Origin of the sequence: Burkholderia sp. NRF60-BP8 (genome assembly GCF_001522585.2) — a bacterium.
GTDB lineage: Bacteria > Pseudomonadota > Gammaproteobacteria > Burkholderiales > Burkholderiaceae > Burkholderia.
This window is the reverse complement of sequence record NZ_CP013373.1, coordinates 1,488,850-1,503,773: the sequence shown is the minus strand read 5'-3', so window position 1 is coordinate 1,503,773 and position 14,924 is coordinate 1,488,850. Positions and strand designations below refer to the sequence as shown.

The following is a 14,924-nucleotide window of genomic DNA, read 5'->3' as shown; positions in this document are numbered from 1 at the left end:
TCCCATCCGCAGGAGACACGCATGACCACGGTTCCCGCCTATACGTCCGACGCCGACGTCGGCCACTACCTCGACGGCGCGCCCGTCGCCGGCCGCAGCGGCCGTTTCCAGGACGTCTTCAATCCGGCGCTCGGCCGCGCGGTGCGCCGCGTCGCGCTCGCGGGCGACGACGAAGTGCAGCGCGCCGTCGCGTCCGCCCGTGCGGCGTTCCCGGCCTGGGCCGACACGCCGCCGATCCGCCGCGCGCGCGTGCTGCACCGCTTCCTGCAACTGATGAACGAGCACCGCGACACGCTCGCGGCGATCATCACGGCCGAGCACGGCAAGGTGTTCTCGGATGCGCAGGGCGAAGTCGCGCGCGGCATCGACATCATCGAATTCGCATGCGGCGTGCCGCAACTGCTGAAGGGCGATTTCACCGACCAGGTCAGCACCGGCATCGACAACTGGACGATGCGCCAGCCGCTCGGCGTCGTCGCGGGCATCACGCCGTTCAACTTCCCGTGCATGGTGCCGTGCTGGATGTTCCCGGTCGCGCTCGCGACGGGCAACACGTTCGTGCTGAAGCCGAGCGAGCGCGACCCGTCGGCCGCGCTGTTCATCGCCGACCTGCTCACGCAGGCCGGCCTGCCCGCCGGCGTGTTCAACGTCGTCCAGGGCGACAAGGGCGCGGTCGATGCCCTCCTCGACCACCCGGACGTGCAGGCCGTCAGTTTCGTCGGCTCGACGCCGATCGCAGCCTACGTGCAGCAGCGCGCGGTGCAGTCGGGCAAGCGCGTGCAGGCGCTCGGCGGCGCGAAGAACCACCTCGTCGTGATGCCCGACGCGAACATCGAGCAGGCCGTCGACGCGCTGATCGGCGCCGCATACGGCTCCGCGGGCGAGCGCTGCATGGCGATCAGCATCGCGGTGCTGGTCGGCGACGTGGCCGACAAGATCGTGCCGGCGGTCGCCGAGCGCGCACGCAAGCTGGTGATCGGCGACGGGATGTCGCCGGAAGTCGAGATGGGGCCGATCGTCACCGGCGACGCGCTCAAGCGCATCGAAGGCTATATCGAGCAGGGCGTGAACGAAGGCGCGCAACTGGTGGTCGACGGCCGCGGGCTGCGCGTGCCGGGCCGCGAAGCCGGCTTCTTCACCGGCGGTACGCTGTTCGACCGCGTGACGCCCGACATGCGCATCTACAAGGAAGAGATCTTCGGGCCGGTGCTCGGCTGCGTGCGCGTGAAGGACTTCGGCGAAGCGGTCGACCTGATCAACGCGCACGAGTTCGGCAACGGCGTGTCGTGCTTCACGAGCGACGGCGGCATCGCGCGAGAATTCGCGCGGCGCATCCAGGTCGGCATGGTCGGCATCAACGTGCCGATCCCGGTGCCGATGGCGTGGCACGGCTTCGGCGGCTGGAAGAAGAGCCTGTTCGGCGACATGCACGCATACGGCGAGGAAGGCGTGCGCTTCTACACGCGTCAGAAGTCGGTGATGCAGCGCTGGTCGTCGAGCATCGGCAAGGGCGCCGAATTCGCGATGCCGACCGCGAAGTAAGCCGCCCGGTGCGCCGTCCGCCGATCCGTTCGGCGGGCGGCGCACCGGCAGTCGCGATCAACCGGCTTTCGTGCCGTGCGCGCCGTCGGCGGTCGGCATATAGGACAACTCGAGCCGGTACGCGAGCGCGACGAACAGACTCTGCGCGAGGCCCATCGTGGCGGTCAGCGCACGAAAGCCGAACGTCGCGCTGTCCTGCACCATCAGCGTCACTTCCGCCTCCCGCGCGAGCGGGCTCATCCGGCTGTCGGTGATCGCGATCAGCCGCGCGCCGCGCTGCGCGGCCTGCTGCGCGACCTGCACGGTCTCGTCCGCATACGGCATGAACGAGATCGCGATCATCACGTCGCCGTCGCGCACCGACCGGATCTGGCCGAGATGCATGCTGCCGAGCGCGCTGAACAGGCCGATCCGCTTGTCGGTATGCTGCAGCGCATAGTCGAGATACACGGCGATCGGAAACGCGCGCCGCGACCCGGCGATCCAGATCGCCTGCGTATCGGCGAGCAAATCCACGGCCTGCGCGAGCGCCTGCGAATCGAGCGTCTGCCGCAACTGCTGCATCCCGGCAATGCTGCCCTTGATGAATTCGTCGGCGATCTGTTCGGGCTGCAGGCTCGACGAGCCGGCTTCGATCACGTCGCGCAGCCGCAGGTTGTACGCACGCCCCGGCGCGATCTGCTGCGCGAGCCCCTCGCGGAACAGCCGCTGCATCTCGGAGAACCCGGAGAAGCCGAAGTGCTTCGCGAAGCGCACGACGGCCGACGGCTGGACGCCGCATGCCTCCGCGAGCGACTGGATGCCTTCCAGCCCAAGCTGGTCCCGATGCGTTTCCACGTGACGCGCAATCACCTTCAGGCGATTGCTGAGACCGTCGTACTCCTGCGTCAGATGCTGCAGGAACTGCTCGACGGTGGCGGGAGGTTTCTCGGATGAACTCATCGGATAGCGCGAAGTTGACGGCCCCGATGCGCGTGCGATGCTGGCGGACGCGGCCCGGGGCTCGGCTGGATACATGCATGAAGGGCGAATTTAATCACGTTTGCGGCACGGCCCGCGCCGCCTGCTCGCTCCCACGCGCTCGATCATCGCTTGCATACGCTCCACGGCAAGACTGGAAACGATTGTCCAACGCCCTCGCGGCGTCGTAAAGATCAGGGTGTCTACCAAGCCGGCCGGCGCGACCACACGCGACGGCCCGCGGCGGCGCCGGCCTGCCCCCTCGTTCAACGATAGTCGACCCACACGCCGCCCGCATCGGCGGACCGCACGCAGTTCTCGACCCACCGCACGCCTTCGACGCCCGCATGGACGTCCGGAAAGCGGATCTGCTTCAACGTCTGCGCGTCGCCGCGATCGGCCGCGTCCATCGCGAGCGCGAAGCGTGCGTACAGGTTCGACCACGCTTCGAACAGCCCTTCCGGATGCCCGGCGCCGATGCGGTCTTCGCGCGTCGCGTTCGGGTGCAGGTACGGCATCCCGCGATCGAGCACCTGCGCGGGCTGCCCCTGGATCTCGTAGCGCAACTGGTTCGGATGTTCGTCCCACCATTCGACGCTCGCCTTCGAGCCGATCACGCGCACCTTCTGCCCGTGCATCGAGCCGGCGTTCACCGCGCTCGACCACACGTAGCCGATCGCACCCGTGTCGTATTCCATGATCGTGAACGCGTTGTCCTCGAGCGGTGCGCGGCTCTTCACGAAGCTCTGCCGCGAACACATCAGCCGTTTGATCTTCAGGTCCGGCGCCATTACTTCGGAGATGTACAGCGGGTGCGTGCCGATATCGCCGAGCACGTAGCTCGGCCCCGCGAACTTCGGGTCGACGCGCCAGCGTGCGGCGGCGCTCGCGGCTTCGACGCCGTCGCTGTGGAAGCCGTGCGCGAACTGCATCTGCACGATGCGGATCTCGCCGAGATCGCCGCGCGCAATCATTTCGCGCGCCTGCTCGATCATCTGGTGTCCGGAATAGCCGTACGCGACGCCGACGATGCGGTTCTTCTCGACCGACAGCCGCTGCAGCGCCTCGGCCTCCTCGGTCGTGAAGCACAGCGGCTTCTCGCATACGACGTGCAGCCCCGCGTTCAGCGCCGCGCGGCAAATCTCGAAGTGCGTGTTGTTCGGCGTCGCGATCGACACCGCGCGGATGCCGTCGGCACGCTTCGCCTCGGCGTCGAACATCGTCCGGTAGTCGGGATAGCAGCGGTCCGCGGCGACGCCGAGCTTCACGCCGAACTGCCGCCCGCGCTCGGCATCGATGTCGAACGCGCCGGCAACGAGCTGGAAACTGCCGTCGCGCAACGCGGCCGACCGGTGGCTGTAGCCGATCTGGCTGCCGAGCCCGCCGCCGACCATGCCCCAGCGAATCGAATGTCCGAGCAGAATCTGTCCGTCGATCATGATTGTCGTGTTCCTGTCCGTGTTCAGTGTTCAGAGTGTGTGCAAAGGGTCGGGCCGACGGCCGATCACGCGAACCCGGCCGATGCGAGAAACGCGCGGCTCGCCGCGACGTCGCGCAGGCTCGTGCCGGCATTGCGCGGATCGCGCTCCTGTTCGATCGTGATATAGCCCGCATAGCCGATGTCGTCGAGCGCGCGGCGAATCGCGCGGTAGTCGAGCACGCCGTTGCCGATCGGGCACATCACGCCGCGCGCGCACGCCGCGAAGAATGCGATGTGCTCGCGCATCACCGCGTCGTACACGGTCGCGTCGATATCCTTGAAATGCACGTAGTCGAGCCGCGCCGCGTGACGGCGCAGCCAGGTCTCGGGATCCATCCCCGAGTAGTACAGGTGGCCCGTGTCGAGACAGAGGCCCGCCGTCTCGGCCGCAACGTCGGCGACGATACGGTCGATCTCGTCCGCGAACTCGATGTAACCGCCCGCATGCGGATGGATCACCGCGCGCACGCCGAACTCGTCGCGCGCGAGCGTCGCGATCTGCCGGATATGGTCCACCATCCGCGCCCAGCGCTCGTCGGACAGCCGCGGCGCGCGATCGCCGTGACCGGCCGCATAGTCGCGCTCCTCGTGGCCCCAGTCCATCACGACCAGGTACGGCGCCGCGTAGCGCTGGCCGTCCTGCGTCGGCAGCTTCGGCAAGCGCGTGATCAGCGCGCAGATGTCGCGCGTCTGGCGCAGCAGGTTCGGCAGGTTCTCCGGCGACACCAGGTCGTCGAAGATCGTGCCGGCGGTGATGCTCAGGCGCTGCCGTTCGAGCTCCGCGCTCACCACGTCGAGCTCGAGCGGGATATAGCCGTACGGGCCGAGCTCGATGCCCGAATAGCCGGCCTGTGCGGCTTCGGCGAGCACGTGCCGCCACGGCGGCACGTGCGGATTCTTCACGTCGTCGACGCCCCAGCAGCACGGCGCGCAGCCAATCTTCATCGTCATGTCGGTCAGTCCATCAGGAAAGCGGTGCGTGGCCTCGAGCGTGGCCGCGTGGCACGATGTCAACGTGTCCGGCCCGTTCAGCCGCGATAGAACGCCGGGCGTTCGGCCATCGCGATCGGCTCGACCGCTCCGCTCTGCTGCGCGCGCACGCACGCATCGGCCGCGACCGCCGCCGCATAGCCGTCCCACGCGGACGGGCCGGTCAGCGCGCCCTGCCGCACGCCGTCGACGAACGCCTGCAGCTCGACGTCGTACGACGCGATGAAGCGCTCCTTCCAGTCGGTCATGATCTCGACCGACTGCCGCGCCGCATGCTTGAGCCCGACGGCCGGCGGATCGGGCAGCTTCGCGATGCCGTTCTCGCCGACCACCTCGCACTGGATGTCGTAGCCGTACTGGCAGTTCACGAAGATCTCGACGTCGATGCGCACGCCGCTCGCGGTTTCGAGCAGCACGATCTGCGGATCGGCGAGATGCGCGCTCGCATGGCGCGTCTTCTTCGGGTAGACGACCTGCGCGCTCGTGTAGTCCTCGCCGAGCAGCCAGCGCAGCACGTCGAGCTCGTGGATCAGCGTGTCGGTGATCGCCATGTCGGTCGTATAGCGCTCGCCGACCGACTGGTTGCGATGCGCGCAATGCAGCATCAGCGGCGCGCCGATCTCTCCGCTGTCGATCACGCGCTTGAGCGCACGATAGCCTTCGTCGTACGGACGCATGAAGCCGACCTGCACGAGCCGCTTGCCGTGCGCGATCTCGGCCTCGACGATGCGCATGCAGCCGTCGGCAGTCACCGCGAGCGGCTTCTCGCAGAACACCGGCTTGCCGTGCGCGATCGCGTCGAGCACGAACGCTTCGTGCGTCGGCCCCCACGACGTGACGAGCACGGCCTGCACGTCGGCGGCCGCGACCACGTCGTGGCCGTCGCCGTAGATTTCCGCGTCGAGCCCGTACTTCGTCACCGCATCGCGCGCCTGCTGCGGGTCGATGTCGTTGACGGCTACCACGCGTGCGCCGGACAGCGTACGCGTCAGCCTGCGGATATGGTCCTGGCCGATCGCGCCGCAGCCGATCACACCGATTTGCAACGTCATTCGAATATCTCCAGTCGTTCGTTCATCAACGGCGTGGCCCGTGCCGCGCCGGTCAGCAAGGGTGCCCAAAACGGCTCAGCGCGCGGCCGCCCGCTCGAAATGGCGTTCGACGTAGCGCTGGATCGTGTCGCGCATGTAGCGCGACGACGCTTCCGCGCGGTCCTCCCACGCGAACACGCACGACGACATCACGCCATCGAAGCCGGCCGCGCCGAGCGCGCCGAAAAACACGTCCCAGTCGATCTCGCCCTGCCCGATGTCGAGATGCTGGTGCACGCGGATCTGGTTCGAGCCCGGCGGGTTCACGATGTAGCGCAACTGACTGCTCTTGCGGTGATCGAACGTGTCGGCCACGCGCACGTGCGCGAGAATCGGCGCGGCGGTCGCGATCATCGCGGCCATGTCGTCGCCGTAGTAGAACGTGTGCGGCGCGATGTACGACAGCTTCAGCGACGGCGAGCCGATGTTCGTGACGATGTCGATCGCCGGCTGAAGCTGCTCGATCCAGTCCTCCGGATGCGGCTCGACCGACAGCACGATGCGTTCGCGCTCGAGGATCGGCAGCAGCGCGTCCATCGAGCGAAACCACGCGGCCTCGCACAGCTCCTTCGGGTTCGCGCCCGGCCGCTCGCCGACCGAACGCTCCGGCGACGCGCCGCGCCCGAACTCGGACACCATCAGCGGGCACTCCATCTCCACTGCGACCTCGATCGCCTTCTGCCAGCAGCGCACGGCCCATTGCCGCTCGTCCTCGAACGGGCTCGCCCAGCGGTACATCGGCTGCAGCGACGCGAGACCGACGCCGCTCGCGCGCATCGCCTGTCGGAACGCGGCCATGCGCTCGCGCGTCGCGCGCGGCATCACCCACCAGTCGAGAAAGTCGCTGCGTGGCGACAGCTCGATCTGGTCGTAGCCGAGCTCGGCGACCGCATGCGGCAGCCGGTCGAGCGGCAGGTGGCGAATCATGTAGGGATCCAGAGCGATCTTCATCTTCTTCCCGGAAGGTTGCGTGGTGTCGGCCGCGTCGGAATCGGTCAGCGGCGCGACTTCTTGTTGCGGTACTGGTCGGCGATCACGGCCGCGACGATGATCGCGCCCTTCACCATCTCCTGGTAATACGCGTCGATGCGGATGAACGTGAAGCCCGACGTCATCACGCCGAGGATCAGCACGCCGATCACGGTGCCCGTCACGCGCCCGAGGCCGCCCGACAGCGACGTGCCGCCGATCACGACGGCCGCGATCGCATCGAGCTCGTACATCACGCCCATGCCGGACTGGCCGGAGATCGCGCGCGCGGCCGTCACGGTGCCGGCGATCCCGCTCAGGAGGCCCGCGATCGCATAGACGAAGATCAGGTGGCGCGTCACGTTGATGCCCGATACGACGGCCGCGTGGCGGTTCGCGCCGATCGCATAGGTGTATTTGCCGAAGCGCGTGTAGCGCAGCACGACGTGGAAGATCGCGGCGATCACGAGAAAGACGATCACCGGGTTCGCGCCCGCGCCGATCGCCGCGAACGAGTCGGTCAGCATCGACACCGGCATCCCGTTGGTGAACCACTTCGCGAAGCCGCGCGCGGCGACCATCGTGCCGAGCGTCGCGATGAACGGCGGGATGCCCGTCATCGCGATCAGCGTGCCGTTCAGCAGGCCGACCAGCAGCCCGACGCACACGCCGGCCAGCACCGGCCAGATCACCGGCAGATCGGTGAGATGCGGAAACACCGCGCGCGGGAAGTCGGACACCTGCGCGAGGCTCGCCGACACGACGGCGGCCGCCGCGACCACCGACCCCGACGAGAGATCGATCCCGCTGGTGATGATCACGAGGTTCACGCCGACCGCGATGATGCCGATCACGGCCATCTGCAGCACGATGATTTCGAGCCGCTCGGCATTGAACAGAAAGCTCTGGCCGACGACGATCCAGCCGAGAATCTCGAAGAACAGGCTGATGCCGACCAGCACGAGGAAGATGCTCAGTTCGGGCGGCCACTTCGTATGCCGCGACTTGAGTGTCATGGTCTGCGCATCCGCGACCGGGTTCAGGTTGCCCATTTCAGTTGTCTCCAATCTTGTTTCGGCTCAGCGCGACGCGAGATCCATGATGCGAACCTGGTCGGCGTCCTTGCGATCGACGATGCCGGTCATGCGCCCTTCGTGCATCACCATCACGCGATCGCTCATCCCCAGCACTTCCGGCATTTCCGACGAGATCATCAGCACCGCGACGCCCTTGCCGGCCAGCGCGCTGACGAGCCGGTGAATCTCGGCCTTCGCGCCGACGTCGATGCCGCGCGTCGGTTCGTCGAGGATCAGGATGCGCGGCTGCGTGAGCAGCCAGCGGCCGATCAGCACCTTCTGCTGGTTACCGCCCGACAGGTTCTGGATTTCCTCGTGCAGCCCGGGCGACTTCACGCGCAGCATCCGGCTCATTTCCTCGCAGTCGCGCTTCAACTGCGCCTGCTGCACGAAATTGAACTTCACGTAGCGGTTGCTGAGCACCGCCGCTTCCATGTTCGCGAGCAGGTCGAGATTCAGGAAGCAGCCGGAGTCCTTGCGATCCTCGGTGAGGAACGCCATCCCGTGCTTCATCGCCTGCGCGGGCGTCGCGATCCGCACCGGCTTGCCGTCGATGCGGATCTCGCCCGACGTGGCCGGCACGACGCCGAACAGCGCCTCCGCGACGTTCGAGCGCCCCGAGCCGACGAGGCCCGCGACGCCGAGGATCTCGCCCGCGCGCAGCTCGAAGCTGACGTCGCGGAACACGCCGTCGACGCAGAGATCCTTCACCGACAGCACGACGTCGCCGATCGGCACCGCTTCCTTCGGAAACATCTGCGTGATCTCGCGCCCGACCATCATGCGGATGATGTCGTCGCGCGTGACGTCGCTCGACGCATGCGTGCCGATGTACTTGCCGTCGCGGAACACCGAGAACTCGTCGGCGATCTCGAACAGCTCGTTCATCTTGTGCGTGATGTAGACGATGCCCTTGCCCTGCTCGCGCAGCTGGCGAATGATCCGGAACAGGTGCGCGACTTCCTTTTCGGTCAGCGCGGAGGTCGGCTCGTCCATGATCAGCACGTCCGAGTCGAACGACACGGCCTTCGCGATCTCGACCATCTGGCGGCTCGCGACCGACAGCGTGCGCACGTCGGTTTCCGGATCGATGTCGATCGACAGCCGCTCGAACAGCGCGGCCGTGCGGCGGCGCAGTTCGGCGTGATCGATCAGGCCGAAGCGGTTCTTCGGTTCGCGGCGGATCCAGATGTTCTCCGCGACCGTCATGTACGGCATCAGGTTGAGCTCCTGATGGATCATCGCGATGCCGCGGTCGAGCGCATCGAGCGGGCCGTTCAGCACGACCGGTTCGCCGTTGATCAGGATTTCGCCCTGGTCGGGCGTGTAGACGCCGGCGATGATCTTCATCAGCGTGGACTTGCCGGCGCCGTTCTCGCCCATCAGCGCATGAACGGTGCCGCGGCGCACGCGGAACTGCACGCCGTCGAGCGCGACGACGCCGGGAAAGGACTTGCCGACGCCGCGCACCTCGAGCACGCAGTCGGCCATGGAAGGAGGCGGCGAGCCGGACGAGCCGGCCGCCCCGGACGAAGCGGCCGGCGCGTCGCCGCCGGCCATCGGGCGCGCGATCCTGGCTGTAAACATGGACGTTCCTCGACAAGTCGCGCGCGAACCCGGCCGTGCCGGGCCCGCGCAGTTCAACGGGACAACCGGTCAGTGCTTCGCGTACTGGTTCATGTTGTCGGGCGTCACGAGCTCGAACGGCACGTTCACATAGCGATCGACCGGCTGCTTCTTCGCGAGCTTCAGCGCGGTGGCGACGGCCTGCGCGCCCTGCCCGGTCGCGTTCTGGTAGACGGACACCTTCAACTCGCCGGCCTTCATCGCCGCGAGGCCGTCCGGCGTCGCGTCGATGCCCGCGACGACCGTTTTCGGCGTCAGCTTGCGCGCGGCCTTCAACGCGTTGATCGCGCCGATCGCCATTTCGTCGTTGTTCGACACGATCGCGTCGAACTTGGTCCCGGAGCTCAGCCAGTTCATCGTGATGTCCTGGCCCTGCGTGCGGCTCCACTTGCCTTCGCGCTTGTCGACGATCTTCATGCCCGCGCATTCCTTCGTCGCGATCACGTCCTCGATGTCCTTGGTGCGGGCGCGCGCCGATTCGTTGGACAGCTCGCCCATCAGCACGAGGATGTCGCCCTTGCCGCCGAGCAGCTTGCACACCTGGCGCGCCTGCAGCGTGCCCGACTGCTTTTCGTCGGAGGCGACGACCGCGACGCCGGCCGGCAGCTTGTCGAAATCGACCGGCTTGCGGTTCACGTAGACGAGCGGGATCTTCGCCGCGGTCACCATCTTCGTGATCTTCGGCGTCGCGTCGGTATCGACCGCGTTCACGATGATCGCGTCGACTTTCTGCGCGATCATGTTCTGGACCTGGCTCAACTGCTTGCCGACGTCATTGCCGCCGTCCTCGATCTGCACGGTCGCGCCGTCCTTCTTCGCCGAATCGGCGATGCTGTTGCGCAGGATGGTCAGGAACGTGTCGTCGAACGATGCCATCGTCACGCCGATCTTCTCCGCATGCGCAAGCGGCGCAGCCAGGATCGCGGCGGCCGCGACGGCCATCAGCTTGGTCTTCATGATCAATCTGTCTCCTCATCTCCGGGGGGCGGAAGACGGCGCATTGCGCGCCGCCGGGCCGAGTCCGATCGGATCCGATCGGGACTGAAGCATCCGGATGAAACTGTAGATCACTTCCTCGAAAATTTGGAAATTTATTTCTACGTGATTTCACCTAGGGAACTGGATTTCCAAAAAGTCTAGACTGCGTCCGTAGCCCGAATCCCGGCGGCAGGCAGCCTCGCGTCGTGCGGCACATGCCGCGGACAGCCGCCGCCGGATCGGTCCCCTAATCCGCCGGCAGCGCCGAACGCCGGCCGCGAGCGTGACACGTGATATGAGCCTGCTGAACTTTCCGAGTGACCGCCCCATCGATCTCGCCTGCCTCGGCCGCGTGGCCGTGGATCTCTATGCGCAGCAGTACGGCAGCCGCCTCGAAGACGCGCGCAGCTTCCAGATGTATCTCGGCGGCTCGTCGGGCAACGTCGCGTTCGGCGTCGCGCGGCTCGGGCTGAAGACCGCGATGATCTCGCGCGTCGGCGACGAGCAGATGGGCCGTTTCCTGCGCGAGACGCTCGAGCGCGAAGGCTGCGACACGAGCCAGTTGCAGACCGATCGCGAGCGGCTCACAGCGCTGGTGCTGCTCGGGCTGAAGGATCGCGATACGTTCCCGCTGCTGTTCGTGCGCGAGAACTGCGCGGACATGGCCGTGCGCGCCGACGAGATCAGCGAGGACTTCATCGCCGGTTGCCGCGCGCTGGCGATCACCGGCACGCATCTGTCGACGCCGGGCACGCGCGAGGCGTCGCTGACCGCGCTCGGTTACGCGCGCCGCCACGGCGCGGTGCGCATCCTCGACATCGACTACCGGCCGGTGCTGTGGGGGCTGACCGCGCGCGGCGCCGGCGAGAACCGTTACGTACCCGACGCGCAGGTGACGCGGCAACTGCAGCAGGTGCTCGACGAATTCGATCTGCTGGTCGGCACCGAGGAGGAATTCCTGATCGCGGGCGGCGTGCCGCACGACCTGATCGCGTCGTTGCAGGCGGTGCGCGCGATCACGAACGCGACGCTGGTCGTCAAGCGCGGCGCGCTCGGCTGCTGCGTGATCGAAGGCGACGTTCCCGCGCGCATCGACGCCGCGCCGACCTTCGTCGGCGAACGCGTCGAGGTGCTCAACGTGCTCGGCGCGGGCGACGCGTTCCTGTCGGGCCTGCTGTCGGGGCTGCTGCGCGGGCGCGACTGGGCCGAATCGACGCGCATCGCGAACGCATGCGGCGCGATCGTCGTGTCGCGCCACGCGTGCTCGGCCGCGATGCCGACGCCGGCCGAACTCGCGCACTGGTTCGGCGGCAGCCGCAATCCGGCGGTCGATGCCGACCGCACGCTCGCGCACCTGCATCGCGTGACGGTGCCGCGCCGCGAATGGGACGACCTGTGCGTGATGGCGTTCGACCATCGCAGCCAGTTCTACGAGCTCGCGGTGCAGGCCGGCGCGGACGAGGCGCGGATCAGCACGTTGAAGCGCCTGCTCGTGCGCGCGGTCGAACAGGTCGAGCGCGACCGCGGCATCGCCGGCCACGTCGGCGTGCTGATCGACGGCGGCGCGTACGGCCGCGACGCGCTCGCGTCGGCCACCGGGCGCGGCTGGTGGGTCGGCCGGCCGGTCGAGCTGCCGGGCTCGCGGCCGCTGCGGTTCGACGAGACGCGTTCGGTCGGCTCGTCGCTCACGCACTGGCCGACCGAACAGGTCGTGAAATGCCTCGTTCACTATCACCCCGACGACCCCGTCGACCTGCGCGTCGAGCAGGAGCAGCGCGTGCTCGAACTGTGGGAAGCCACGCGCGCGAGCGGCAACGAGCTGCTGCTGGAAATGATTCCGCCGCGCGCGGTCACGCCGGCCGGCACCGAGGACGACGCGGTGCTGCGCACGGTCGCGCGCTTCTACAACCTCGGCGTGAAGCCCGAATGGTGGAAGCTCACGCCGCTCACCGCCGACGGCTGGGCACGGCTCGCCGCGCTGATCGCCGAGCGCGACCCGCACTGCCGCGGCGCGGTGATCCTCGGGCTGAACCAGCCGCTGCAATACCTCGTCGACAGCTTCCGCTCGGCGACCGACCCGATCGTCAAGGGCTTCATGGTCGGGCGCACGCTGTGGGCCGATGCCTCGCTGAACTGGTTCGCGGGCCGGATCGACGATCAGGCGCTGATCGACGAAGTGGCCGGCAACTTCGCGCAACTGGTCGACGCGTGGCTGGGCCGCCGGGCCGCCGCGCGCGCCGCCGCAGCCTGATGCCCGTGTTCGCGACGACCACCCGACTTCTCTCTATCGACCGACGATGACCACCACCGTAAGACTGACCGTCAGCCAGGCGCTCGTGCGCTACCTGGCCGCCCTGCGCGCCGAAGTCGTCCAGCCCGACGGCCGCACCGAGATCCTGCCGTACTGCGGCGGCGTGTTCGCGATCTTCGGACACGGCAACGTGGCCGGGCTCGGCGAAGCGCTGCATGCCGAGAAGGACCGGCTGCCGACGTTTCGCGCGCACAACGAGCAAGGGATGGCCAACGCGGCCGTCGCGTTCGCGAAAGCGAATTTCCGCCAGCGGATGATGGCCGCGACGTCGAGCATCGGCCCCGGCGCGACCAACATGCTCACGTCCGCCGCGCTCGCGCACGTCGGCCGCTTGCCGCTGCTGCTGCTGCCCGGCGACGTGTTCGTGTCGCGGCTGCCCGACCCGGTACTGCAGCAGGTCGAGGATTTCGAACAGGGCGACGTCAGCGCGAACGACTGCTTCCGGCCCGTGACGCGCTACTTCGACCGCATCGCGTCGCCCGAGCAACTGCTCGTCGCGCTGCCGCGCGCGATCCAGGTAATGACCGATCCCGCGCAGTGCGGCCCCGTGTGCCTCGCGCTGCCGCAGGACGTGCAGACCTTCGCGTACGACTGGCCCGAGGATTTCTTCGCGCCGCCGGTGATCCGGATGCGCCGGCCGCCGGCCGACCCGCTCGAACTCGCCGATGCGCTCGACGTGCTGAAGGCCGCGAAGAAGCCGCTGATCGTCGCCGGCGGCGGCGTGCTGTACAGCCAGGCGTGGGACGCGCTGCGCACGTTCGCCGACACGCACGGCGTGCCGGTGGCCGAATCGCAGGCCGGCAAGGGCAGCCTCGCGTGGGACCACCCGCTGAACCTCGGATCGATCGGCGTGACGGGCTCCCCCGCCGCGAATCGCGCGGCCGCACAGGCCGACGTCGTGTTCGCGGTCGGCACGCGGCTGCAGGATTTCACGACCGGCTCGCACGCGCTCTACGGCGACGCAACGTTGTTGAGCCTGAACGTGCAGCCGTTCGACGCGGGCAAGAAGCGCGGCCGGCAACTGGTTGCCGATGCGCGTACGGGCCTCGGTCAGTTGTCGGCCGCGCTGGCCGGCTGGCGCGCCGACGCGGCGTGGACGGCCGCGAACCGCGACCAGGCCGCCGCGTGGAACGCGCGCGTGACGACGCTGACCACCCGGATGCCGACCGACACGCTGCCGTACGACGCGGAAGTGATCGGTGCGGTGCGCGACTCCGCGGCCGACGCGGGGCGCGACAGCGCGCGCGACGACCTCGTCGTCTGCGCGGCCGGCACGCTGCCGGCCGAACTGCACAAGCTGTGGCGCAGCGGCGTGCCGGGCAACTACCACATGGACTATGCGTATTCGTGCATGGGCTACGAGGTCGCGGGCGGTCTCGGCGCGAAGCTCGCGCGGCCCGAGCGCGAAGTGATCGTGATCGTCGGCGACGGCTCGTACATGATGCTCAACGCGGAGCTCGCGACCTCCGTGATGCTCGGCCGCAAGATCATCGTCGTGATCCTCGACAACCGCGGCTACGGCTGCATCGAGCGGTTGCAGCTCAACTGCGGCGGCGCGAGCTTCAACAACATGCTCGACGACTGCGTGCCCGAAGGCGGCGAACGCTCGACGATCGACTTCGCGATGCATGCGCGCGCAATGGGTGCGGAAGCCGTGCACGTGCGCGACGTCGGCGAGCTGCGCCGCGAAATGAAACGCGCACGGGCGGCGACGAAGAGCCAGGTGCTCGTGATCGACACCACGCATCGTCGCACCACCGACGACGGTGGCGCGTGGTGGGAAGTCGCGGTGCCGCAGGTCTCCGCACGCGCCGATGTCGAACGCGCGCACCAGACGTATCTCGACGCGAAAACCCGGCAGCGGCGCTGATCGCGCACGCCGCTCCACGAACACGCTTCGC

At 68.1% G+C, this 14,924-nt stretch carries 11 protein-coding genes; 3 read left to right on the top strand and 8 right to left on the bottom strand.

Annotated features, from left to right (window positions below; translation table 11 throughout):
* Window positions 1-21: 21 nt before the first annotated feature.
* Window positions 22-1,542, top strand: a complete 1,521-nt coding sequence (locus tag WS54_RS20345) for a CoA-acylating methylmalonate-semialdehyde dehydrogenase (RefSeq protein WP_059780246.1) — start codon at window positions 22-24, stop codon at window positions 1,540-1,542.
* A gap of 57 nt (window positions 1,543-1,599) precedes the next feature.
* On the opposite strand, the gene WS54_RS20340 is transcribed toward WS54_RS20345, so the two are convergent.
* The 8 genes from WS54_RS20340 to WS54_RS20305 form a co-directional block, all read right to left on the bottom strand.
* Entirely contained in the window at window positions 1,600-2,484 is an 885-nt protein-coding gene (locus WS54_RS20340) for a MurR/RpiR family transcriptional regulator (RefSeq protein WP_034207071.1), read from the bottom strand.
* 284 nt (window positions 2,485-2,768) lie between these two features.
* Window positions 2,769-3,941 carry a Gfo/Idh/MocA family protein gene (locus WS54_RS20335; protein WP_059780245.1) on the bottom strand — a complete coding sequence of 391 codons (1,173 nt, stop codon included), beginning with the start codon at window positions 3,939-3,941 and terminating at the stop codon, window positions 2,769-2,771.
* A gap of 65 nt (window positions 3,942-4,006) precedes the next feature.
* Window positions 4,007-4,933, bottom strand: coding sequence for a TIM barrel protein (locus tag WS54_RS20330; protein ID WP_059780244.1), 927 nt, complete (start codon window positions 4,931-4,933; stop codon window positions 4,007-4,009).
* Between the two features lie 77 nt (window positions 4,934-5,010).
* Entirely contained in the window at window positions 5,011-6,024 is a 1,014-nt protein-coding gene (locus tag WS54_RS20325; RefSeq protein ID WP_059780243.1) for a Gfo/Idh/MocA family oxidoreductase, read from the bottom strand.
* Window positions 6,025-6,099: 75 nt separating this feature from the next.
* Complete coding sequence (locus WS54_RS20320) at window positions 6,100-7,014, bottom strand: sugar phosphate isomerase/epimerase family protein (RefSeq protein ID WP_059780242.1); 915 nt, start codon at window positions 7,012-7,014, stop codon at window positions 6,100-6,102.
* A 44-nt stretch (window positions 7,015-7,058) separates the two neighbouring features.
* Window positions 7,059-8,084, bottom strand: coding sequence for an ABC transporter permease (locus WS54_RS20315; RefSeq protein ID WP_034207066.1), 1,026 nt, complete (start codon window positions 8,082-8,084; stop codon window positions 7,059-7,061).
* 27 nt (window positions 8,085-8,111) lie between these two features.
* On the bottom strand, window positions 8,112-9,695 hold the full coding sequence (locus WS54_RS20310) for a sugar ABC transporter ATP-binding protein (protein ID WP_059780241.1): 1,584 nt from the start codon (window positions 9,693-9,695) through the stop codon (window positions 8,112-8,114).
* A gap of 69 nt (window positions 9,696-9,764) precedes the next feature.
* Window positions 9,765-10,691 (bottom strand): sugar ABC transporter substrate-binding protein, encoded by a 927-nt coding sequence (locus tag WS54_RS20305; protein WP_034207064.1) that lies wholly within the window; start codon window positions 10,689-10,691, stop codon window positions 9,765-9,767.
* Window positions 10,692-11,007: 316 nt separating this feature from the next.
* Here WS54_RS20305 and WS54_RS20300 point away from each other — a divergent pair, with 316 nt between their 5' ends.
* Together WS54_RS20300 and iolD are read left to right on the top strand one after the other, a co-directional pair.
* Window positions 11,008-12,963, top strand: coding sequence for a bifunctional 5-dehydro-2-deoxygluconokinase/5-dehydro-2-deoxyphosphogluconate aldolase (locus WS54_RS20300; protein ID WP_059780240.1), 1,956 nt, complete (start codon window positions 11,008-11,010; stop codon window positions 12,961-12,963).
* A gap of 46 nt (window positions 12,964-13,009) precedes the next feature.
* Entirely contained in the window at window positions 13,010-14,893 is a 1,884-nt protein-coding gene (gene iolD / locus WS54_RS20295) for a 3D-(3,5/4)-trihydroxycyclohexane-1,2-dione acylhydrolase (decyclizing) (protein ID WP_059780239.1), read from the top strand.
* Window positions 14,894-14,924: the final 31 nt, after the last annotated feature.

What these genes read in the sequence shown, in the direction of transcription:
- WS54_RS20340 (WP_034207071.1), bottom strand. Translation starts at nt 2,484, where the DNA reads ATGAGTTCATCCGAGAAACCTCCCGCCACCGTCGAGCAGTTCCTGCAG.
- WS54_RS20310 (WP_059780241.1), bottom strand. Translation starts at nt 9,695, where the DNA reads ATGTTTACAGCCAGGATCGCGCGCCCGATGGCCGGCGGCGACGCGCCG.
- WS54_RS20300 (WP_059780240.1), top strand. Translation starts at nt 11,008, where the DNA reads ATGAGCCTGCTGAACTTTCCGAGTGACCGCCCCATCGATCTCGCCTGC.
- WS54_RS20305 (WP_034207064.1), bottom strand. Translation starts at nt 10,691, where the DNA reads ATGAAGACCAAGCTGATGGCCGTCGCGGCCGCCGCGATCCTGGCTGCG.
- WS54_RS20315 (WP_034207066.1), bottom strand. Translation starts at nt 8,084, where the DNA reads ATGGGCAACCTGAACCCGGTCGCGGATGCGCAGACCATGACACTCAAG.
- WS54_RS20320 (WP_059780242.1), bottom strand. Translation starts at nt 7,014, where the DNA reads ATGAAGATCGCTCTGGATCCCTACATGATTCGCCACCTGCCGCTCGAC.
- WS54_RS20335 (WP_059780245.1), bottom strand. Translation starts at nt 3,941, where the DNA reads ATGATCGACGGACAGATTCTGCTCGGACATTCGATTCGCTGGGGCATG.
- WS54_RS20325 (WP_059780243.1), bottom strand. Translation starts at nt 6,024, where the DNA reads ATGACGTTGCAAATCGGTGTGATCGGCTGCGGCGCGATCGGCCAGGAC.
- iolD (WP_059780239.1), top strand. Translation starts at nt 13,010, where the DNA reads ATGACCACCACCGTAAGACTGACCGTCAGCCAGGCGCTCGTGCGCTAC.
- WS54_RS20330 (WP_059780244.1), bottom strand. Translation starts at nt 4,933, where the DNA reads ATGACGATGAAGATTGGCTGCGCGCCGTGCTGCTGGGGCGTCGACGAC.
- WS54_RS20345 (WP_059780246.1), top strand. Translation starts at nt 22, where the DNA reads ATGACCACGGTTCCCGCCTATACGTCCGACGCCGACGTCGGCCACTAC.